Source organism: Pseudomonas sp. ADAK18 (assembly GCF_012935695.1).
Taxonomy (GTDB): domain Bacteria; phylum Pseudomonadota; class Gammaproteobacteria; order Pseudomonadales; family Pseudomonadaceae; genus Aquipseudomonas.
On sequence record NZ_CP052859.1, the window covers coordinates 6,135,190 to 6,155,875 of the forward strand.

The 20,686-nt window shown below is 60.2% G+C and carries 17 protein-coding genes and 1 pseudogene; 10 read left to right on the forward strand and 8 right to left on the reverse strand.

Going from position 1 to position 20,686, the window contains the following annotated elements:
- Positions 1-20: 20 nt before the first annotated feature.
- The 7 genes from phaC to HKK55_RS27750 form a co-directional block, all read right to left on the reverse strand.
- Complete coding sequence (gene phaC / locus HKK55_RS27720) at positions 21-1,700, reverse strand: class II poly(R)-hydroxyalkanoic acid synthase (protein ID WP_169357494.1); 1,680 nt, start codon at positions 1,698-1,700, stop codon at positions 21-23.
- A 249-nt stretch (positions 1,701-1,949) separates the two neighbouring features.
- A complete protein-coding gene (locus HKK55_RS27725) occupies positions 1,950-2,327 on the reverse strand; it encodes a gamma-butyrobetaine hydroxylase-like domain-containing protein (RefSeq protein ID WP_169357495.1) in 378 nt (125 codons plus the stop codon).
- Positions 2,328-2,464: 137 nt separating this feature from the next.
- Positions 2,465-3,802, reverse strand: a complete 1,338-nt coding sequence (gene hslU / locus HKK55_RS27730) for an ATP-dependent protease ATPase subunit HslU (protein WP_169357496.1) — start codon at positions 3,800-3,802, stop codon at positions 2,465-2,467.
- Between the two features lie 38 nt (positions 3,803-3,840).
- On the reverse strand, positions 3,841-4,371 hold the full coding sequence (hslV, locus tag HKK55_RS27735; RefSeq protein ID WP_155582897.1) for an ATP-dependent protease subunit HslV: 531 nt from the start codon (positions 4,369-4,371) through the stop codon (positions 3,841-3,843).
- A gap of 266 nt (positions 4,372-4,637) precedes the next feature.
- Positions 4,638-5,348 (reverse strand): SPOR domain-containing protein, encoded by a 711-nt coding sequence (locus tag HKK55_RS27740; protein WP_169357497.1) that lies wholly within the window; start codon positions 5,346-5,348, stop codon positions 4,638-4,640.
- 1 nt (position 5,349) lies between these two features.
- On the reverse strand, positions 5,350-7,086 hold the full coding sequence (gene argS / locus HKK55_RS27745; RefSeq protein ID WP_169357498.1) for an arginine--tRNA ligase: 1,737 nt from the start codon (positions 7,084-7,086) through the stop codon (positions 5,350-5,352).
- Between the two features lie 205 nt (positions 7,087-7,291).
- The gene (locus HKK55_RS27750) at positions 7,292-9,511 is read right to left on the reverse strand and encodes a primosomal protein N' (protein ID WP_169357499.1); all 2,220 of its coding nucleotides are present in this window, start codon (positions 9,509-9,511) and stop codon (positions 7,292-7,294) included.
- A gap of 312 nt (positions 9,512-9,823) precedes the next feature.
- Between HKK55_RS27750 and rpmE the strand changes: the two genes are divergently transcribed.
- The 3 genes from rpmE (at position 9,824) to HKK55_RS27765 (ending at position 12,325) form a co-directional block, all read left to right on the forward strand.
- Positions 9,824-10,054 carry a 50S ribosomal protein L31 gene (gene rpmE / locus HKK55_RS27755; protein WP_169357500.1) on the forward strand — a complete coding sequence of 77 codons (231 nt, stop codon included), beginning with the start codon at positions 9,824-9,826 and terminating at the stop codon, positions 10,052-10,054.
- Positions 10,055-10,068: 14 nt separating this feature from the next.
- The gene (locus HKK55_RS27760; protein WP_169357501.1) at positions 10,069-10,875 is read left to right on the forward strand and encodes a thermonuclease family protein; all 807 of its coding nucleotides are present in this window, start codon (positions 10,069-10,071) and stop codon (positions 10,873-10,875) included.
- Between the two features lie 181 nt (positions 10,876-11,056).
- Positions 11,057-12,325, forward strand: a complete 1,269-nt coding sequence (locus HKK55_RS27765; RefSeq protein ID WP_169357502.1) for a malic enzyme-like NAD(P)-binding protein — start codon at positions 11,057-11,059, stop codon at positions 12,323-12,325.
- Between the two features lie 149 nt (positions 12,326-12,474).
- Here HKK55_RS27765 and HKK55_RS27770 read toward each other — a convergent pair whose 3' ends face one another.
- Positions 12,475-14,943, reverse strand: a complete 2,469-nt coding sequence (locus HKK55_RS27770; RefSeq protein WP_169357503.1) for a penicillin-binding protein 1A — start codon at positions 14,941-14,943, stop codon at positions 12,475-12,477.
- A gap of 219 nt (positions 14,944-15,162) precedes the next feature.
- On the opposite strand from HKK55_RS27770, the gene pilM reads away from it, so the two are divergent.
- The 7 genes and pseudogenes from pilM (at position 15,163) to aroB (ending at position 20,681) form a co-directional block, all read left to right on the forward strand.
- Entirely contained in the window at positions 15,163-15,816 is a 654-nt protein-coding gene (gene pilM, locus HKK55_RS27775) for a type IV pilus biogenesis protein PilM (RefSeq protein WP_169357504.1), read from the forward strand.
- Positions 15,816-16,367: a PilN domain-containing protein gene (locus HKK55_RS27780; RefSeq protein WP_169357505.1), complete on the forward strand. Its 552-nt coding sequence runs from the start codon at positions 15,816-15,818 to the stop codon at positions 16,365-16,367. Before pilM ends, HKK55_RS27780 begins: the two co-directional genes overlap by 1 nt.
- On the forward strand, positions 16,364-16,984 hold the full coding sequence (locus HKK55_RS27785) for a type 4a pilus biogenesis protein PilO (RefSeq protein WP_169357506.1): 621 nt from the start codon (positions 16,364-16,366) through the stop codon (positions 16,982-16,984). Before HKK55_RS27780 ends, HKK55_RS27785 begins: the two co-directional genes overlap by 4 nt.
- Positions 16,981-17,502 carry a pilus assembly protein PilP gene (locus tag HKK55_RS27790; RefSeq protein WP_169357507.1) on the forward strand — a complete coding sequence of 174 codons (522 nt, stop codon included), beginning with the start codon at positions 16,981-16,983 and terminating at the stop codon, positions 17,500-17,502. The genes HKK55_RS27785 and HKK55_RS27790 overlap by 4 nt, the downstream gene beginning before the upstream one ends.
- Positions 17,503-17,652: 150 nt before the next feature.
- Positions 17,653-18,909, forward strand: a pseudogene (locus HKK55_RS27795) (type IV pilus secretin PilQ); the annotation flags it as partial.
- Positions 18,910-18,913: 4 nt separating this feature from the next.
- Positions 18,914-19,432, forward strand: coding sequence for a shikimate kinase AroK (gene aroK / locus HKK55_RS27800; protein ID WP_003187914.1), 519 nt, complete (start codon positions 18,914-18,916; stop codon positions 19,430-19,432).
- A gap of 148 nt (positions 19,433-19,580) precedes the next feature.
- Positions 19,581-20,681 (forward strand): 3-dehydroquinate synthase, encoded by a 1,101-nt coding sequence (gene aroB / locus HKK55_RS27805; protein ID WP_169357508.1) that lies wholly within the window; start codon positions 19,581-19,583, stop codon positions 20,679-20,681.
- Positions 20,682-20,686 lie beyond the last annotated feature (5 nt).

Consider the following 20,686-nt stretch of genomic DNA (forward strand, 5'->3'; position numbering starts at 1 on the left):
ATTCCCGCCGCAAATTATGTTTACCGTTCGTGAACGTAAGTACCTGGCGCCGCTTCAGCTGCTGCATGCGCCTTGTTACCCAGCACCGTCGGTGCCTTCTTCAACTTGCCCGACCGCTCCGCCTGCCAGGCCTGCCAATGCAGCCACCAGGAATCGGTGTGCTTGGTAGCGTTTTCCTGCCAGTCCAGCGCCTTGCCCGGCATAGTGTCGCTGGTCTGGTAGCGTGACTTGGGGTTGCCCGGCGGGTTAAGGATGCTCTGGATATGACCGCTGCTGGACAGCACGAATTCCACCTTGCCACCAAACAGTTGCGCCGACTTGTAGCAGGACTGCCAGGGCGTGATGTGGTCGTTGGTGCCCGCCAGGGAGTAGATGTCCGCTGTAACCTGTTTGAGGTCAATCGGCGTGCCGCACACTTCCAGTGCATTGGCACGCACCAGCGGGTTGTTTTTGAACAATTCGATCAAGTCGCCATGGAAGGCGGCCGGCAAACGGGTGGTGTCGTTGTTCCAGAACAGGATGTCGAACACCGGAGGCTCGTTACCCAGCAGGTAGTTGTTGACCCAGTAATTCCAGATCAAGTCGTTGGGGCGCATCCAGGCGAACACCTTGGCCATGTCGCGACCTTCCAACACGCCAGCCTGATAAGAATGGCGCTTGGCCGCTTCCAGAGTCTGCTCGTCGACGAACAGCGCCACCTGGGTGTCCAGGGTGGTGTCCAGCACGCTCACCAGCAGGGTCAAGGCGTTGACCTTCTTCTCCCCCAATGCCGCGTAATGGCCCAGCAGCGCGGTGCAGGTGATACCGCCGGAGCAGGCGCCGAGCATGTTGACGTCTTTGCTGCCGGTGATGGCAGTGACCACGTCGACGGCCTCTTTCAGCGCTTCGATATACGTCGACAGGCCCCACTCACGCTGCGCCTTGGTCGGGTTGCGCCAGCTGACGATAAAGGTCTGCTGGTTATTGCGCAGGCAGAAGCGCGCCAGACTCTTATCCGGGCTCAGGTCGAAGACATAGAATTTGTTGATCTGCGGCGGCACCACCAGCAACGGGCGCTCGTGGACCTGTTCAGTGATCGGCCGGTACTGAATCAACTCCAGCACGTCGTTGCGAAACACCACGGCGCCTTCGGTGGTGCCCAGGCTCTTGCCCACTTCGAAGGCGCCCATGTTGACCTGGCTCGGCATGCCGCCGTTGTGTACTAAATCCTTGGCCAAGTGCGACAGGCCATCCAACAGGCTTTTGCCGCCCGTCTCGAAGAAGCGTTTGACCGCCGCGGGGTTGGCAGCGCTATTGGTCGGGGCCATGGCTTCGGTCATCAGGTTGATCACGAAGTGCCCGCGACTGATGTCATGTTCCGACAGGTTGCTGTCGCCAATCCAGTCGTGCAGCTCCTTGCGCCACGCCAGATAGGTTTGCAGGTAGCGTTTATAGAGCGGGTTCTGGCTCCACGCCGGGTCGTTGAAGCGACGGTCATCGCTCTCGGGTGCCAGCTCTGATTTGCCGAACACCACGTTCTTCAGCTCGACGCCAAAGTGGGCGACATGCTTGACGCTGTGCAACGGTTGCTTGATGGCTTGGGTCAGCACCATCCTCGCAGAAGCCAATAAATCCTTTTTACGTAACGCGATGATCGGGTTCAGCCCCAGGGTGTTTTCCGAGGCTTGGCGTTTCAAGTCATCGTTATTCTTGTTACTCATCTACGACGCTCCATTGTCCGAAAGACGAGTACCGGGTACCGCTGTGTCCTTGCTCTTGCGACACAGCACAAGCCAGGTACTGCTGCTCGGATGACCGTTGATACCGCATCGTCAAATGCAGGGAACTTGCCAGTTCCATTGGTTACCCGAGTTTAATTTTTTTCGCAAGCGGGCCAATCGTTGGCCACGCGACAGGGCATTCAAGCAGATGAAATTAGAAAATGCCCACTAATGAGCAAGAGGCTTGAGTTAGAGCATCAGCCTGACGACCGACTCGCTCGGATCGCGGGTTTTTCCGGCGGCTTTGAGTTCGGCCAGGTAATCGGCCCACAAATCGCCCTGACGCACGGCGAGCTGATAGAGGTAGTCCCAGGTGAACAGTCCGCTGTCATGACCGTCGTCGAAGGTCAATTTCAGTGCGTACTGGCCGGCCGGTTCGATCTTGGTCAAACCGACATTGAGCTTGCCGAATTGCAGGATCGGTTTGCCGTGGCCCTGGACCTCAGCGGAAGGCGAATGCACCCGCAGGAATTCGGCGGGCAGGTGGTAGACCTCGTCGGGACTGTACGTGAGGCCCAGGGTCTTGGAGGCTTTGTGCAGGTTGATGGCGGTGGGTATTTTAGACATTGGGTGAACCGCTCATGGATGATCCTGAAGGAACCGGCTGCAAAATGTGGGAGCGGGCTTGCTCGCGATAGCGGTGGATCAGTCGCTACCTCAGTGACCGGCACACCGCTATCGCGAGCAAGCCCGCTCCCACAGGCTTACAGGATATAACGAGACAGATCTTCGTTCTGCGCCAATTCGCCCAAGTGACCATTGACGTAGTCGGCGTCGATCTTGATCGCCTCGCCATTCTGCGCCCCAGCTAAGTCGCCGGCGCTGAAGGACACTTCCTCCAGCAGGCGTTCAAGCAAGGTGTGCAGACGACGGGCGCCGATGTTCTCGGTTTTCTCGTTGACCTGCCAGGCAATCTCCGCCAGGCGCTTGATACCGTCCGGCAGGAACTCGATAGCCAGGCCTTCGGTTTTCAGCAACTCGCGGTATTGCTCGGTCAGCGACGCGTGTGGCTCGCTGAGGATGCGTTCGAAGTCGCCCGGGGTCAGCGCCTTGAGTTCCACACGAATCGGCAGGCGGCCTTGCAGCTCCGGCACCAGGTCGCTTGGCTTACTCAGGTGGAACGCACCGGAGGCGATAAACAGGATGTGGTCGGTCTTGACCATGCCCAGCTTGGTGTTGACGGTGCAGCCTTCGATCAGCGGCAGCAGGTCGCGCTGTACGCCTTCACGGGACACATCGACGCCACCGGAGTTGCCACGCTTGGCCACCTTGTCGATCTCATCGATAAACACGATACCGTGCTGCTCGACCGCTTCCAGGGCCTTGGCCTTGAGTTCTTCCTCGTTGACCAGGCGCCCGGCTTCCTCGTCACGCACCAGCTTCAGTGCGTCCTTGACCTTGAGCTTGCGGCTTTTCTTCTTGCCCTTGCCCATGTTGGCGAACAGGTTCTGCAGCTGGCTGGTCATTTCTTCCATGCCAGGCGGGGCGGAGATGTCGACGCCGGACACTTCGGCGACTTCGATCTCGATTTCCTTGTCGTCCAGTTGACCTTCACGCAGGCGCTTGCGGAACAGCTGGCGGGTGTTGGAATCCGAGGTGGGCGCCGCGTCTTCGTTGAAACCCATGCGTGCCGGTGGCAGCAGGGCATCGAGGATGCGTTCTTCGGCGGCGTCTTCAGCGCGGTGGCTGACCTTGGTCATTTCCTGTTCGCGCAACAACTTCAGGGCGGCGTCGGCCAGATCACGGATGATCGATTCGACGTCGCGGCCCACATAGCCGACTTCGGTGAACTTGGTCGCTTCGACCTTGATGAACGGTGCGTTGGCCAGTTTGGCCAGGCGGCGCGCGATCTCGGTTTTACCGACCCCGGTAGGGCCGATCATCAGGATGTTCTTGGGGGTTACTTCAACACGCAGTTCTTCGGGCAGTTGCATCCGGCGCCAGCGGTTACGCAGGGCAATGGCGACGGCGCGCTTGGCATCGTCCTGGCCGATGATATGGCGATTGAGTTCGTGGACGATTTCGCGGGGAGTCATGGACATAATAATTGGCGGTCCTCAAGCAAGAAAAAGCCGACGGCTTATTCCGCGAGGTCCTGCTCCTCAATGGTGAAGTTGTGGTTGGTGAAGACACAGATGTCGCCAGCGATACCGAGGGCCGTCTCGACGATTTCACGGGCCGACAGATCGGTTTTCTTCAACAGTGCGCTGGCCGCGGCCTGGGCGTAGCCACCACCGGAGCCCATGGCGATCAGGCCGTGCTCTGGCTCTACCACATCGCCGTTACCGGTGATGATCAGCGAGGCGTCTTTGTTGGCGACCGCCAGCATGGCTTCAAGGCGGCTGAGGGAGCGGTCGGTGCGCCATTCTTTGGCAAGCTCGACGGCGGCGCGGACCAAGTGGCCCTGGTGTTTCTCAAGTTGGCCTTCGAAACGCTCGAACAGGGTAAAAGCGTCAGCGGTGGCGCCCGCAAAACCGGCGAGGACTTGGCCGTGGTACAGGCGGCGCACTTTTTTTGCGTTGCCTTTCATCACGGTATTGCCAAGGGAAACCTGGCCGTCGCCGCCCATGACGACTATGCCGTGGCGACGAACTGAAACGATGGTGGTCAAGGGGAGAGTCTCCACGCTGCGGGGCGAAAATGCCCTGATGGAACTCATATGGGGGTGGCGGGGGGATTTCAACTGTAGGAAGGGAGGGCGGACGAGTGGTGTTTACTGGCTTGGCGCACTCTTGAGGACAACAAAAACAAATGTGGGAGCCGGGCTTGCCCGCGATGGCGGTGGGTCAGTCACTGAAAATATTGACTGTTCCACCGCCATCGCGGGCAAGCCCGGCTCCCACATTTGACCGGCTGCGGTCTTGAAATCTAGACCGATCAGCGAGTCTGGCGCTGTTGTAACAACAGGTTGCTAAACCCTGCGCCGGCCAGTTGTTTCTGAGCGACGGTCAGTTGCTCGCGGTTGCTGAACGGGCCTACAAGCACTCGATACCAGGTCGCTTCCTTCACCGTCCCGGACTCCACCGTCACCGATTGCCCCAGCAAAATAATCTGCGCTCGCACCCGATCAGCATCCGCCTGTTTGGGGAATGAACCCGCCTGCAGGAAGAATTTGGTCACCGGTGCCGCCTTGGTGGTAGCGACGGGTGGCGGTGGCGGCGGGGTAATCCCGGCCAGTGCCGCCTGGGCCCGAGCGGTATCGATTTTCGCCGCTTCCGCTGGAGTCACAGGCGTCGTCGGTATCACGGGCACTTGCGGCGTCGGCAGGGTCTTCTCCGGCACGGCATCGGGTGGCACGATCACTTCCGATTCCGGCAGCAGCGTGTAGAAGTCGTATTTCGGCTTCACGGGTGCGGTTGGGCTCGGGACAGTCTTGTTCGCTTCGGCCATTTTCGTGGCTTTCTGCTGCTCCTGCTTGACCCGTTTGACGTCATCGCCCTTGCCTGGCTCCAGCTTCATCAGAAACACGATAAACGCGCCGACGGTCAGGCCGATGGCCATCCACAACCAGCCCGGAATGGGCTTCTTCGCCGGTGCCTGGTAGCGGCTGGCGCCGCGCTTGGGTGCAGGTTTTTTCTTGGCAGCCAACTTACATACGCTCCAGAGTTTCCAGGCCCAAGAGTTCCAGGCCTTGCTTGAGGGTCCGTCCAGCCAGTGCGGCGAGGCGCAGGCGGCTTTGCTTTTGCGCTTCGTCGTCGGCCGTCAGGATCGGGCAGTTCTCGTAGAAGCTGGAGAACAATCCGGCGACTTCGTACAAAAAGGTGCAGAGGATATGCGGTGTGCCTTTCTCGCCCACGCTGTTCAGCACTTCGCCGAACTGCGCCAGCTTGGCTGCCAGTTCGTGTTCTTGTGGCGCTTGAAGGTTGATCTGGCCTTGGACTTCACTGAAATCCTTGCCCAGCTTGCGGAACACGCCGGCTACCCGAGTGTAGGCATACAGCAAATACGGCGCGGTGTTGCCTTCGAAGTTGAGCATCAGCTCGAAGTTGAAGCTGTAGTCGCTGGTGCGGTGCTTGGACAGGTCGGCGTATTTCACTGCGCCAATGCCTACTACGCGGGCAATGTTACGCAGGTCGGTTTCGGCCAGTTCAGGGTTCTTTTCTTTCACCAGGGTGTAGGCACGCTCCTGGGCTTCGTTCAGCAGGTCAATCAGCTTCACGGTACCGCCGTCGCGGGTCTTGAACGGGCGGCCGTCGGCGCCGTTCATGGTGCCGAAGCCCATGTGCTCCATGTACATCGGATGGGTAACGAAACCGGCGCGGCGCGCCACTTCGAACACTTGCTGGAAGTGCAGGGCCTGGCGTTGGTCGACGAAATACAGAGCGCGGTCGGCTTTCAGCACGCCGCTACGGTAGCGCACGGCGGCCAGGTCGGTGGTGGCGTAGAGGTAGCCGCCATCGGCCTTGACGATGATCACCGGCAGCGGCTCGCCATCGGCGGTCTTGAACTCTTCGAGGAACACGCACTGGGCGCCGTTGCTTTCTACCAGCAGGCCTTTGGCCTTGAGGTCGTTGACCACGTTGATCAGGTCATCGTTGTAGGCGCTTTCGCCCATCACGTCGGCCGGGGTCAACTTGACGTTGAGCAGCTCGTAGATTTCCTGGCAGTGGGACAGCGAGATATCGCGGAAGCGGCTCCACAGCGCCAGGCACTCGGGGTCACCGGCTTGCAGCTTGACCACCAGGCCACGGGCACGGTCGGCGAACTCTTCGGATTCGTCGAAACGCTTCTTGGCGGCGCGGTAGAAGTTTTCCAGGTCGGCCAGTTCGTTGCTGGTGATCGGGTTTTCTTGCAGGTACGCCATCAGCATGCCGAACTGGGTGCCCCAGTCGCCTACGTGGTTCTGGCGGATCACGGTGTCGCCGAGAAACTCCAGGACCCGCGCCACGCCGTCACCAATGATGGTCGAGCGCAAGTGGCCAACGTGCATTTCCTTGGCCAGGTTGGGTGCCGACAGGTCGACTGCCACGCGCTGGGTCGGGCCAGCCTTGCGCACGCCGATCTTGGCGTCAGCCAGGGCAGTGTCCAGGCGCGAAGCCAGAGCCTGGGTGTTCTGGAAGATATTGATAAAGCCCGGGCCGGCGATTTCGGCCTTGCTGACTTGCGGGTCGGCGGGCAGCGCGGCGATGATTTTTTCCGCCAGGTCGCGAGGTTTCATGCCCGCAGGCTTGGCCAGCATCATGGCGATGTTGCTGGCGAAGTCACCGTGGGTCTTGTCGCGGGTGTTTTCCACCTGGATCGCCGGCGTCAGGCCTTCAGGCAACACACCTTCGTTGATGAGTTGGATGATGGCTTGTTGGATCAGCTGGCGAATGATGTCTTTCATGGTCTTCTCTTTCGACCGCAAGCGGCGGCGCGTCGATGCGCAGGTGGAAAAACTGGGCATTATCCGTGGCGAGGGCGGGCTTGCCAACCGTTCAGAATGGTTGGCGGACCTGCGGGCCTCATCGCAGGCAAGCCAGCTCCCACATTTGAAGGTGTTCACAAATCAAAGTGTGGGAGCTGGCTTGCCTGCGATAGCGTACTTTCTATCAATACAAATCTACAGGATCTACATCCAGCGACCAGCGCACCTGCCGCCCGCTGGGCATTTGTTCCAGGGCCAGCAGCCAACTGCTTAATAAACGATGCAACGGTGCCCGGGCAGTGGCTTGCAAGAGTAGCTGCGCTCGATAACGTCCGGCGCGGCGTTCCATAGGCGCCGGCACCGGGCCCAGCAACTCGACGCCGGTCAGCCCCAATTCACCCAGTAAACGCTCAGCCTCACTGCAGGCTTCGTCCAGAAAACCTTCGGCCTGGCCGGGCTTGTGGGCTTCGGCCCGTAGCAGTGCGAGGTGGGAGAATGGCGGCAAGCCGGCGGAGCGACGCTCGCTCAACGCCTGCTCGGCGAAGGCGAAATAGCCTTGTTCGGTCAGTTGGATCAGCAGCGGATGGTCGGCTAGGTGGGTCTGGATGATCACTCTGCCGGGCTCTTCGGCGCGTCCGGCGCGGCCGGCAACCTGGACGATCAACTGCGCCATGCGCTCGCTGGCGCGGAAGTCCCCGGAAAACAGCCCGCCGTCGGCATCCAGGATCGACACCAGGGTTACCCGCGGGAAGTGGTGCCCTTTGGCGAGCATCTGCGTGCCCACCAGAATGCACGGTTGGCCCTTCTGAATGGTGGCAAACAGCTGATTCATCGCGTCCTTGCGCGACGTACTGTCGCGGTCGACGCGCAATACCGGGTAATCCGGAAACAGAATCCCCAGCCGTTCCTCGGCGCGCTCGGTGCCGGCGCCCACGGGACGCAGGTCGACCTTGCCGCATTGCGGGCAATGGCGCGGCACTCGTTCCACATGCCCGCAGTGGTGGCAGCGCAGCTCGCCGGAGCGCTGGTGTACGGTCATGCGCGCATCGCAACGCTCGCACTCGGACATCCAGCCGCAATCGTGGCACAACAATGTGGGCGCAAAACCTCGGCGATTGAGGAACACCAACACTTGCTGGCCGGCCGCGAGGGTTTGGCCAATGGCTTGCTGCATGGGGCCGGAAATGCCGCTGTCCAGCGGACGACTTTTGACGTCCAGGCGCAGGAAGCGCGGTTGCTTGGCGCCACCGGCGCGCTCATTCAGGCGCAACAGGCCGTAGCGACCGGTGTAGGCGTTGTGCAGGCTTTCCAGGGAAGGCGTGGCCGAGCCCAGCACAATCGGGATGTTTTCCTGGCGCGCACGCACAAGCGCCAGGTCGCGGGCGTGGTAGCGCAGGCCTTCCTGCTGTTTATAGGAACCGTCGTGTTCTTCATCGATGATGATCAGCCCGGGATTTTTCATCGGGGTGAACAGCGCCGAACGGGTGCCGATAATAATATCGGCCTCGCCGTCCCGTGCCGCCAGCCAGGATTCCAGGCGCTCGCGGTCGTTGACCGCTGAGTGCACCAGGGCGATACGCGCGTTGAAGCGTTGCTCGAAGCGCGCCAGGGTTTGCGGGCCGAGGTTGATCTCGGGGATCAGCACCAGCGCCTGCTTGCCGGCTTCGAGGGTCTCGCGGATCAGTTGCAAATAGACTTCGGTCTTGCCGCTGCCGGTGACGCCAGCCAGCAGGAATGCGTGGAAACTGTCGAGGCCTGCGCTAATCGCCTCAAAGGCGGCGCGCTGTTCCGGGTTCAGCGGCAGTTCCGGCTGGGCCAACCAATGTTCGTGACGCTCCCTTGGTGCATGTTTGCGGATCTCCACCTGCACCAAACCCTTGGCGAGCAGCAGGTCCAGGCTGTCCTTGCTCAGCATCAGCTTGCTTAATAGCTGATGGGCTACGCCATGGGGGTGCTGGGCCAGCGTGGTCAGGGCGTCCCGCTGGCGCGGGGCGCGGGCGATGCGCGGGTCGTCGAGGCGGGCGCCGGGGACCATCGACCAGAAGCGTTCCTGCCGGGCTTCGGCCAGTTCGCCCTGGCGCAACAGCACCGGTAGCGCCCAGCTCAGGGTGTCGCCCAGGCTGTGCTGGTAGTACTGGGAGGTCCATAGGCACAGCTTGAACAGCGCCGGCGGCAGCGGTGGCGTGGCGTCGAGGATGGCCACGGCGGGCTTGAGCTTCTCGGCGGGCACTTCGCTGTGATCGGCCACTTCCACCAGAATGCCGATCATCTCGCGGCGTCCGAACGGCACCCGCACGCGCATCCCCGGCTGCAACTGCGACCGCAACACGCCAGCGGGTGCCCGGTAGTCGAACAGGCGGCGCAGGGGCGAGGGCAGGGCGAGGCGCAAAATGGCGTCGGGCACGCGGGAGGTTCTCATATGGCGGGCGGTGAAGAAGGGCGCGAGCCTAGCAGACCAGCGGTGGAAGTGTCCCCTGTCCTGTGGGAGCCGGGCTTGCCCGCGATGCAGGCGCTGCGGTATCTCAGGCACACCGTGGCGATACTATCGCGGGCAAGCCCGGCTCCCATAGTGTGTCGGGTTTGCCGGGCTTTTCTGATGAAAGGGCGAGTAGCGCCGCTTGCGCGTTTAAAAAGGTCTGGTAGAATCCGCGGCCTAATTACGTGCGGTATTCGACAATAGTGTCGAGTGGCGGCACGCTAGCCTGAGGAATACACCATGAAAGCCGATATCCATCCAGCGTACGAAACTATCCAAGTAACTTGCAGCTGCGGCAACAAGTTCGAAACCCGTTCGAACCTGTGCAAGCCACTGGGTACTGACGTATGCAACGAGTGCCACCCGTTCTACACCGGTAAGCAGAAGACTCTGGATACTGGCGGTCGTGTACAGCGCTTCGCAGACCGTTTCGGTGCTTTTGGCAAAGCCAAGACTCCTGCTGCAGAGTAAGGCTGAAGAGCCCGATGGGCTGTTCCCTGCTGTTAAAAAAGGCGTCCCTTGCGGGCGCCTTTTTTGTGTCTGCGATTTGGCTGGCGCCCGCCCAGGCGCAGGTGTTTTGCCCGGCTCCCAACGCCGTCGACACCTTTGAGGTGCAGCGAGTGGTGGATGGCGACACGGTTCGCCTGAAAGATGGTCGCAGCGTGCGCATGATCGGCGTCAACACCCCGGAAACCGGCAAGAGGGGGCGTTCCGACGAGCCCTTTGCCGTGGCTGCGCGGGAGCACTTGCAAGGCTTGGTGGATGCCAGCGGCGGTCGGGTGGGTGTGGTGCTCGGTCGCGAGAGCAAAGATCACTACGGACGCACCCTCGCCCATCTCTATGGCGCCAATGGGGCAAACCTGGAGGCGCAATTGCTCGCCGACGGCCTGGGTTTCCAAGTGGCCGTTGCGCCTAATGTCGACCTGGTCGCCTGCCAGCAGGACGCCGAGCGTAGTGCCCGGCAGGCCCAGCTTGGGCTGTGGCGCCAATCACCGGTCCTGAGTGCTGCGCAGATCAAGCGGTCCGGCTTTGCCGTCGTCAGCGGTCAGGTGAGCAAAGTAGAGCGCAATCGCGGTGGTATCTGGATCGAATTGCAGAACTCCCTGGTATTACGTATTGCTCCCAATCTGCTCGACCGTTTCGACAGTGCCCTGTTGAATCGTTTGCAGGGCCAGGAAATCGAGGTGCGCGGCTGGGTGGTGGATCGTTCCCGCCGTGGAGGCCTGGAAAATGGTCAGGCCCGCTGGCTTCTGCCACTGACTGACCCTGGCATGTTGCAGCTGGCGCAATAAGAAAAAATTGTAGACATTTATTCGTATGATTGTGAACAGTTGAGCCCTTGTATCTCGCGGCTCTTGGCCAAAAGTCGTAGGGTAGGGCCCTTGACACCTGTGACTGCCCAGTCTTGTAGGGACTTTGCGACACGCGTATCCTCGGCGGTCCGTCGTCCAACAGTAAAAGCGGAATGCCGATATGTCTGATTTGAAAACTGCCGCTCTCGAATATCACGCCAATCCTCGTCCAGGAAAGCTGAGTGTCGAGCTCACCAAACCCACTGCTACCGCTCGCGACCTGTCGCTGGCCTACAGCCCCGGTGTAGCCGAGCCCGTGCGTGAAATCGCCCGCGACCCTGAGCTGGCCTACAAGTACACCGGCAAGGGCAATCTGGTTGCAGTGATTTCTGATGGCACCGCGATTCTCGGCCTGGGTAACCTGGGCCCATTGGCTTCCAAGCCAGTCATGGAAGGTAAGGGCGTGCTGTTCAAGCGTTTTGCCGGCATCGACGTTTTCGACATCGAAGTCGACTCCGAAAGCCCGCAGGCTTTCATCGACACCGTAAAACGCATCTCCATCACGTTCGGTGGCATCAACCTGGAAGACATCAAGGCGCCTGAGTGCTTCGAGATCGAAAAGGCCTTGATCGAACAGTGCGACATCCCGGTATTCCACGATGACCAGCACGGCACCGCGATCGTTACCGCTGCCGGCATGATCAACGCCTTGGAAATCGCTGGCAAAACCCTCGGCGAAGCCAAGATCGTCTGCCTGGGCGCTGGCGCTGCGGCCATCTCCTGCATGAAGCTGATCGTGAGCATGGGCGCCAAGCTGGAAAACATCTTCATGGTCGACAGTAAGGGCGTGATTCAGTCCGAGCGTACCGACCTGAACCAGTACAAGGCCATGTTTGCCCATCCGTCCGAGAAACGTACCCTGGACGACGCCCTGAACGGTGCTGACGTATTCGTTGGCCTGTCTGGCCCGAACCTGCTGAGCGCCGAAGGCCTGAAGCTGATGGCGGCCAACCCGATCGTGTTCGCTTGCTCCAACCCGGATCCGGAAATTGCTCCGGCGCTGGCGCACGCTACCCGTGATGACGTGATCATGGCCACCGGCCGTTCGGACTACCCGAACCAGGTCAACAACGTACTGGGCTTCCCGTTCATCTTCCGTGGTGCCCTGGACGTTCGCGCCAAGCGCATCAACGAAGAGATGAAAGTCGCTGCCGCCAACGCCTTGCGCGAACTGGCCAAGCTGCCGGTACCTCAGGAAGTGTGCGACGCCTACGGCGGTATCAAACTGGAATTCGGTCGTGAGTACATCATTCCGAAGCCAATGGATGCCCGCCTGATCACCGTGATCTCCGATGCCGTGGCTAAAGCCGCCATCGAGACCGGCGTTGCCACCCTGCCGTATCCGAAGAACTACCCGCTGAAAAGCGTGGATGATGTGTTCAACGGCTAAGCCGTTGTAGCGCACCAACAAAAAGCCCCGGCTCGAATGAGTCGGGGCTTTTTGCTGTGTGGCGATTAGCTCAAGACTTGTGGAGATCCAAATGTGGGAGGGGGCTTGCTCCCTCCCACATTTTGGGCTTCGTTGGCTTAAGGTCGGGGTCAGAACAAATCGATCGGCGCGGCCTCATCTGCCGGCAGCGGACTTCCCGGCACAGCCCCATTACCCAGCTCATTGACCGACGGCGGCGTATCTTCGCTCTTGAACAGTTCGAAGTACGCATTCGGCGTGCCCGGTACGGCGGCACGGCCGCTGACGGGGTCGACCCGCAGGCTGAGGAGTCCTTCCGGCTCAGCCTGGCTGTGGGGTGGCATATCCTTGAGGGCCGCGCCCATGTAGCTCATCCAGATCGGCAACGCGACAGTGCCGCCAAATTCGCGACGGCCGAGGCTTTCCGGTTGGTCGTAGCCAGTCCAGACGGTGGTCACGTAGTCGGCGTTGTAGCCGGAGAACCAGGCGTCCTTGGATTCGTTGGTGGTACCGGTCTTGCCTGCCAGGTCCGTACGGCCCAGGGCCAGGGCGCGACGGCCGGTGCCTTTCTTGATGACGTCTTCCAGGATGCTGTTGAGGATATACGTGGTGCGGCCGTCCACCACACGCTCGGCCACTGCTGGCACTTGCGGGGCCGGTGGGGTAGCGGGTGCGCCAGTGGTCGGCGTCGCACCCGGCGTTGGTTCGATGGTGATGCCGCCATTGGTCGGTGCTGCCACGCCATCGGTAGCTGCGATGCCATTGACCACGTCACCCGGTACGCGCGGCGGGTTGGCGGTGAACAGCGTTTCCCCGTTGCGGCTTTCGATCTTGTCGATCAGGTACGGCGTGATCTTGTAGCCGCCGTTGGCAAACGTACTCCAGCCCGTGGCGATTTCCATCGGCGTGAGGGTTGCGGTACCCAGGGCCAGGGACAGGTTGGGTGGCAGGTCCTGCTTGTTGAAGCCAAAGCGGGTGATGTAATCGATGGTCTTGCCGACGCCCATCGCTTGCAGCAGGCGGATCGATACCAGGTTGCGGGACTTGTACAGCGCCTCACGGACCCGGATCGGGCCGAGGAAGGTGTTGGTGTCGTTCTTTGGTCGCCAGACCTTGTCCAGGTACTCGTCGACAAACACGATCGGTGCATCGTTGACCAGGCTGGCGGCGGTGTAGCCGTTATCCAGGGCTGCGCTATAGATGAATGGCTTGAAGCTGGAGCCTGGCTGGCGCTTGGCCTGGGTTGCGCGGTTGTAGTTGCTCTGCTCGAAGGCAAAACCACCTACCAGGGCGCGAATCGCACCGTTTTGCGGATCCAGCGACACCAGGGCGCCTTGTGCCACTGGCACCTGGCTGAATTTCAGGCTGTCGTCCTTCTGACGCTGCACGCGGATCAGGTCACCGACCTGCGCCACGTCCGACGGCTGCTTGGGCATCGGGCCCATGCTATTGGTGTTGAGGAATGGACGGGCCCATTTCATGCTGTCCCACGACACATGCTCTTCACCGGTGCGGGTCAGTACCTGCACGCCATCTTTCTTCACTTGGGTGACGATAGCCGGCTCGAGGCCGCTGATTGCACGCTGTTTACCCAGCTCAACGGTCCAGGCGCTCAGGGTTTTGCCCGGCAGGCGTGATTCGGGGCCACGGTAGCCGTGGCGCTGGTCATAGCTGATCAGGCCTTCGTGCACCGAGTGGTTGGCGATTTCCTGCAAGTTGCTCGGAATGGTCGTGGTAACACGGAAACCTTCGGTGTAGGCCTCGCTGCCATAGCGGCCAACCATCTCGGCCCGGGCCATTTCGGCGATGTACGGTGCGTTCACTTCAGGTGTCGGCACGTGATAGCTGGCGTTCAGCGGTTCGGCCACGGCGCTTTCATAGGCGGCTTGGTCGATCTTGCCCAACTTATACATGCGCCCCAGGATCCAGTCGCGACGCTCTTTGCTGCGCGCAGGGTTGGCCAAGGGGTTGAAGCGTGAAGGGGCTTTAGGCAGGCCGGCAATCATGGCCATCTGCGCCAGGCTGGCGTCGCGAATCGACTTGCCGTAGTACACCTGCGAAGCCGCCTCGATCCCATAGGCACGGTTGCCCAGGTAGATCTTGTTGACGTACAGCTCCAGGATCTCGTCCTTGGTCAGTTGCCGCTCGATCTGCAGCGCCAGGAGAATTTCCGTGGCCTTGCGGGAGAAACTGCGCTCGCTGGTGAGGAAGAAGTTCTTCGCCACCTGCATGGTGATGGTGCTGCCGCCGGACTGAATGTGTCCGCTTTTTACCAATTGAGTGGCTGCACGCACCAGGCTGCTGGGGTCGACGCCATAGTGATTGGCGAAGTTGTCGTCTTCGGCCGACAACAGGGCGTTGATGAAATTGGGTGGAATGTCGGCGAAACGGATCGGGGTGCGGCGCATTTCGCCGAACTCCGCGATCAGTTTTTCATCGCTGCTGTAGACCCGCAAAGGAATCTGCAACTGGATACTTCTCAGGGCCTCTACCGAGGGCAATCCCGGACTAAGGTAGAGATAGGCCCCGCTGAGAACGAGCATTAGCCCGCAGACGATAGCGACAATGGAGTACCCGAAAAACTTCAGCAGACGAATCAAGGCTTTTGGATTTCCAGAGAAAAGAATGAGTTAGGCGTCGGGGCATGCACGACAAACGATGGAGCAACCCGGCCTGCGGATAAAAAGCGGGAAAAAACGCTGGGCATTAAAGCATTTTTCGACTTGGGGCGTCATTCGCGCCTCTCAAACAAGCCGACCGAATGCATCAATCCAGACTGACAGTCAGGCCGTAAGACAGGGAAAGTTTTGGGGAGTTTTATGAGAAAGGGATTTTTCACGCAAAAAACCGATGCCGTCCTGGGTATCGACATCAATGATGCCGCAGTGAGGCTGGTGGAGCTGGAGCGCTCAGGTGCTGGTTACACGGTCCGGGCCTATGGCATCCAATACCTGCCGGCCCATGCCGTGATCGACAGCACACTGGTGGATCTTGACGCTGTGGGGCTGGCGCTTTCCAAGGTTTTATCACGTGCCCGCACATCCCTTAAAAGCGCAGCGGTTGCGGTGGCAGGGCCGTCAGTTATCACTCGGGTGATCGAGATGGACGCGGGGCTCGATGATGATGAGATGGTGCGCCGAATCAATCTGGAGGCAGACCAGTACATTCCCTATCCACTGGATGAGGTGGCAATCGACTTTCAGGTTCAGGGCGTCTCGGCCCTTGATCCCCAGCGCGTCGAGGTGCTGCTCGTCGCCTGTCTCAAGGAGCAGGTCGAGGCCCGTGAGGCCGTGCTGGCCTTGGCGGGGTTGGCGACACGGATAGTGGATGTCGAAGCGTTTGCATTGGCCCGCGCCAGCGGTCAGGCTTTCGACAGCATCGCGCCAGGCCATCGAGTCGATGGTGTGCAGTGGGCCAACGATGTGCAAGGGATGGGAGTTGCTTGCGGCTTGGCCCTGAGGAGTTTCGATTGATGACACGCATTAACCTTTTGCCTTGGCGCGAAGAGCGGGCCAAGCGTCGACGCCAATATTTCCTGACGTTTTTGTTCGGGATGGCGGGTGTGGCGCTGGCGGCGGTGTGGCTGGCGGATCGGGTGATCGACCAGGCGATTGATCGGCAAATGGCCCGCAGCAGTCACTTGGGCAAAGCAGTGACGGCACTTGATTCGCAGATCAAGAGCATCGATGAACTGCGCGAGCAGCGCTTGCAGCTTGTGGAACGAATGAAGGTCGTCCAGGGGCTGCAAGCCGATCGCTCGGCTGGCGCCTTGCTGTTCGACCAACTGGCCCGTGCTGTGCCGGATGGGGTGCAACTGCGCGAAGTCATTGTTGAGGGCGGCAATGTCGGGGTCCGAGGTAGCGCCGAGTCGAATCAGGACATTGCCCGGCTGCTGCGCGGCCTTGAGGCGAGTAATGACTTGCAGGCACCTCGGCTGCAGCATGTGCAGGCCGACGACGAGGGCGGCGGCAATGGTTTCCAGTTGATGGTTCGCCAAAGAGCGTCTGCCGAGGCGCTGCAATGAACCTGTCAACAAGCCTGCCAAGGCTGGCAGAACTCGAATTCGCTACGCTTTACCGCAACGCCGCGAACTGGTCCTTGCCTAGGAAAGCGCTGTTGGGGGGCGGGCTGATCTGCGTGTTGCTGGTGTTGGCTGACGTCTTCTACCTGAGCACTTCGCGGGAGAAGTTACACCAGCAAGAGGCACAGGAAGCGGTCTTGCTACAGCAATTTGCCCTGAAGTCGACCCTCGCCGGCAATCTTGAAGCCTATACCCTCCAGATCCAGGGCATGCAGGAGGCGTTCGCCAAGCTGTTGCAGCAGTTACCAACCGATACTGAAGTGCCGGGCCTGCTTGAAGACATTACTCGGCTGGGCATGGCCAACGGCTTGGCATTCGAGGGCATCAAGCTGCTGGACGAGCGGGTTCAGCCGCTTTACGTCGAGTTGCCTTTGCAGATTGGCGTTACCGGCGCCTATCACGACCTGGCGACGTTCATCAGCGCCTTGGCCGGATTGCCGAGGGTTATTACCTTGCATGACTTGGCCATCAGGCCGGCCAATCCTCAGGCGGGGCGGTTATTACGGCTTGAGCTGCTGGCCAAGACCTATCGCTACAACGAACAGGGGTTATTGCCATGAGCCGCGTCAAGGGTGTGTTCCTGGCCTTTGGCGTGGTATCGCTGGTCGGTTGCGGCGGTGGTGGTGATGTGCAGGCGTTGGAGGCTCAGTTGCGCGAGATTCGCCAACGGCCGCCGGTGCCCATGGAGGCGGTGCCGCAGCCTATTAGCCGCCAACGTTTTGTCTACGATCCGGCGTCCTTGCGTGATCCTTTCCAGCCGCCGTCTCGACAGGTCGAGCGTGCTACAGGGCGCTCGGCTCTCAGGCCTGATCCCGAGCGTCTGCGAGGGTTTCTGGAAGGTTTTGCCATCGAGCAATTCGAAATGGTCGGTACCTTGTCCCGTGGGGGGCAAACCTTTGCCCTGTTGCGTGGTGCTACGGCGGTACATCGCCTTGCGGTGGGCGATTACCTGGGGGCGGATCACGGACAGGTGACGGCCATTCATGACTCACACATTGAGCTTGTCGAGCTCTTCCCGGATGGCGAGGGCGCGTGGCTGGAACGCTCGCGAACCCTTGCCCTGAACGTGCACTCATAACGGAATCAAACAATGAAACGGACTTTTTCGTCCTTCGGTGTGGCGCTATGGATAGCGTTCATAGCACCGATGGCCAAGGCTGTGCCCAATCGGGTCGATCTGATTCACCTGCCGCCGCCTGGCGGTGCGCCACTCAATACCGAGCGTGCTGCGTTCAGTGGCGATAAGTTGAGCCTTAATTTCCAGAACATCGAAGTGCGTGTCGTCTTGCAGCAGATTGCCGACGTTGCCGGCCTGAACCTGGTGGCCAGTGATGAGGTGCAAGGTTCGATTACGTTGCGTCTCAAGGACGTGCCTTGGGATCAGGCTCTGGATCTGGTGTTGCAGACAAAGGGGTTGGGCAAGCGCGTGACCGCCAACGTGCTACTGGTCGCACCCGCCGAAGAGCTGGCGGCACGTGAGCTGCTGGTTCTGGAGTCGCGCAAACAGGTGGCCGAGCTGACACCGTTGCGCCGCGAGTTGCTCCAGGTGAACTACGCCAAGGCTTCTGACCTTGCCAAACTGTTCCAGTCGGTGACGGACGTTGAGGGCGCTACCGAAGAGCGAGGTTCGGTAGCGGTGGATGACCGGACCAACAATATCATCGCCTACCAGACCCAGGAACGCTTGGACGAATTGCGGCGGATCGTAGCGCAACTGGATATTCCGGTGCGCCAGGTGATGATCGAGGCGCGGATTGTCGAGGCCAATGTCGATTACGACAAAAGCCTGGGGGTGCGTTGGGGCGGGCGGCTCAACCGGGGTAATTGGAGCGCTGGCGGGATCAATAAGCCCGCGGCCGAAGGGGCAGAACTACCGGAGAATCTCCCGAGCTCACCCTTTGTTGACTTGGGTGCTATCAACGGCACGTCAGGCTTGGGCATCGCCTTTATCACCGACAACATCCTGCTGGACCTGGAGCTGACCGCCATGGAGAAAACCGGCAACGGCGAAATTGTCTCGCAGCCCAAGGTGGTCACTTCTGACAAGGAAACCGCTCGAATTCTTAAGGGCACCGAGATTCCCTACCAGGAATCCAGTTCCAGCGGCGCCACGTCAGTGTCGTTCAAGGAGGCCTCGTTGTCCCTGGAGGTCACGCCGCAAATTACCCCGGATGACCGGGTGATCATGGAGGTCAAGGTCACCAAGGATGAGCCCGACTACCTGAACAAGCTCAATGACGTGCCGCCGATCAAGAAAAATGAAGTCAACGCCAAGGTGCTGGTTAAGGATGGTGAGACCATCGTCATCGGCGGGGTTTTTTCCAATACTCAGAGCAAGGTGGTAGATAAAGTGCCATTTTTTGGCGATCTGCCGTATCTTGGCCGCCTTTTCCGGCGGGATGTGGTTTCGGAGAAAAAATCCGAGCTGCTGGTGTTCCTGACTCCGCGTATTATGAATAACCAGGCGATTGCTGTGAGTCGTTGATTCTGTGCGAAATTTGATTCTTGTTGGACCGATGGGGGCTGGAAAAAGCACCATCGGCCGTTTGCTGGCCAAAGAGCTGCGCCTGCCATTCAAAGACTCCGATAAGGAAATTGAATTGCGCACGGGCGCCAATATCCCGTGGATCTTCGATAAGGAAGGCGAACTGGGCTTTCGTGACCGTGAGCAGGCAATGATTGCCGAGCTGTGTGGCTGCGATGGTGTGGTATTGGCCACAGGTGGTGGCGCGGTGATGCGCGATGAAAACCGTCGTGCGCTGCATGCCGGCGGTCGGGTGGTCTATCTGCATGCGTCGGTTGAGCAACAGGTCGGTCGCACAGCCCGTGATCGCAATCGTCCATTGCTGCGTACGGCGGACCCGGCGAAAACCCTGCGGGATCTGCTGGCGCTGCGGGATCCGCTGTATCGGGAAATCGCCGATCTGGTGGTGGAAACCGATGAACGGCCACCTCGAATGGTGGTACTCGACATTCTGGAACGCTTACAGCGGCTGCCCCCCCGTTAAAGCCTGGCTCGAAATGCGCTATCCTCGGCGTCGCGCCATGGCCGTCAGAGTTGTGGCGTAGAGCCATCAGGCGGCGTCAGATCTCGACGTTGCCGACAAACGTAAATGTAGGGCAGGACACCTGCTTCCATCTTCAACGCGGGGACACATGCAGACACTTAAGGTCGATCTAGGCGAGCGCAGCTACCCGATCCATATTGGCGAAGGTTTGTTGGACCAGCCCGAGTTGCTCGCACCGCATATTGCCGGGCGACAAGTGGCGATTATCTCCAACGAGACGGTGGCGCCGCTTTATCTTGAGCGTCTGAGCCGCAGCCTTGAGGCGTTTTCCGTTATTTCGGTGGTGTTACCCGATGGCGAGGCCTTTAAGAACTGGGAAACCCTGCAACTGATCTTTGATGGCCTGCTGACTGCCCGTCACGACCGTCGCACCACTGTGGTTGCGCTCGGCGGCGGTGTCATTGGCGATATGGCGGGTTTCGCGGCGGCTTGTTACCAGCGCGGCGTGGACTTTATCCAGGTGCCCACCACCCTGTTGTCCCAGGTCGACTCCTCGGTAGGCGGCAAGACCGGTATCAACCACCCGCTAGGCAAGAACATGGTCGGTGCGTTCTATCAGCCCAACGTGGTGCTGATCGACACCGCCACCCTCAATACTTTGCCGCCCCGCGAGCTGTCGGCGGGCTTGGCGGAAGTCATCAAGTACGGGCTGATCTGCGACGAACCGTTCCTTACCTGGCTGGAAGAGCACGTCGATGCCCTGCGTGCCCTGGACCAAGTGGCGTTGACTGAAGCCATTTCCCGCTCCTGCGCCGCCAAGGCGTTGGTGGTCAATGCCGACGAACGGGAGTCCGGCGTACGCGCCACCCTGAACCTGGGCCACACCTTCGGCCATGCGATCGAAACGCACATGGGCTATGGTGTGTGGTTGCATGGGGAAGCTGTAGCGGCTGGCACAGTGATGGCGTTGGAGATGTCGCAACGCCTGGGCTGGATCAGTACCCAGGAGCGGGATCGCGGTATCCGCCTGTTCCAGCGCGCCGGTTTGCCGGTCATTCCTCCTGAGGAGATGACTGAGGCTGATTTTCTCGAACACATGGCGATAGACAAGAAAGTGATCGACGGTCGACTGCGACTGGTGCTGTTGCGCCGAATGGGCGAAGCGGTAGTGACCGACGATTATCCGAAAGAGATTTTACAGGCCACGCTGGGAGCGGACTACCGCGCCCTGGCCCAGCTCAAAGGTTAATAAGA

Bases quoted from the DNA above. Each gene is read 5' to 3' on its own strand.
- phaC (WP_169357494.1), bottom strand. From the start codon at position 1,700: ATGAGTAACAAGAATAACGATGACTTGAAACGCCAAGCCTCGGAAAAC.
- HKK55_RS27725 (WP_169357495.1), bottom strand. From the start codon at position 2,327: ATGTCTAAAATACCCACCGCCATCAACCTGCACAAAGCCTCCAAGACC.
- hslU (WP_169357496.1), bottom strand. From the start codon at position 3,802: ATGTCCATGACTCCCCGCGAAATCGTCCACGAACTCAATCGCCATATC.
- argS (WP_169357498.1), bottom strand. From the start codon at position 7,086: ATGAAAGACATCATTCGCCAGCTGATCCAACAAGCCATCATCCAACTC.
- rpmE (WP_169357500.1), top strand. From the start codon at position 9,824: ATGAAAGCCGATATCCATCCAGCGTACGAAACTATCCAAGTAACTTGC.
- HKK55_RS27760 (WP_169357501.1), top strand. From the start codon at position 10,069: ATGGGCTGTTCCCTGCTGTTAAAAAAGGCGTCCCTTGCGGGCGCCTTT.
- HKK55_RS27765 (WP_169357502.1), top strand. From the start codon at position 11,057: ATGTCTGATTTGAAAACTGCCGCTCTCGAATATCACGCCAATCCTCGT.
- pilM (WP_169357504.1), top strand. From the start codon at position 15,163: ATGAGAAAGGGATTTTTCACGCAAAAAACCGATGCCGTCCTGGGTATC.
- HKK55_RS27780 (WP_169357505.1), top strand. From the start codon at position 15,816: ATGACACGCATTAACCTTTTGCCTTGGCGCGAAGAGCGGGCCAAGCGT.
- HKK55_RS27785 (WP_169357506.1), top strand. From the start codon at position 16,364: ATGAACCTGTCAACAAGCCTGCCAAGGCTGGCAGAACTCGAATTCGCT.
- HKK55_RS27790 (WP_169357507.1), top strand. From the start codon at position 16,981: ATGAGCCGCGTCAAGGGTGTGTTCCTGGCCTTTGGCGTGGTATCGCTG.
- aroB (WP_169357508.1), top strand. From the start codon at position 19,581: ATGCAGACACTTAAGGTCGATCTAGGCGAGCGCAGCTACCCGATCCAT.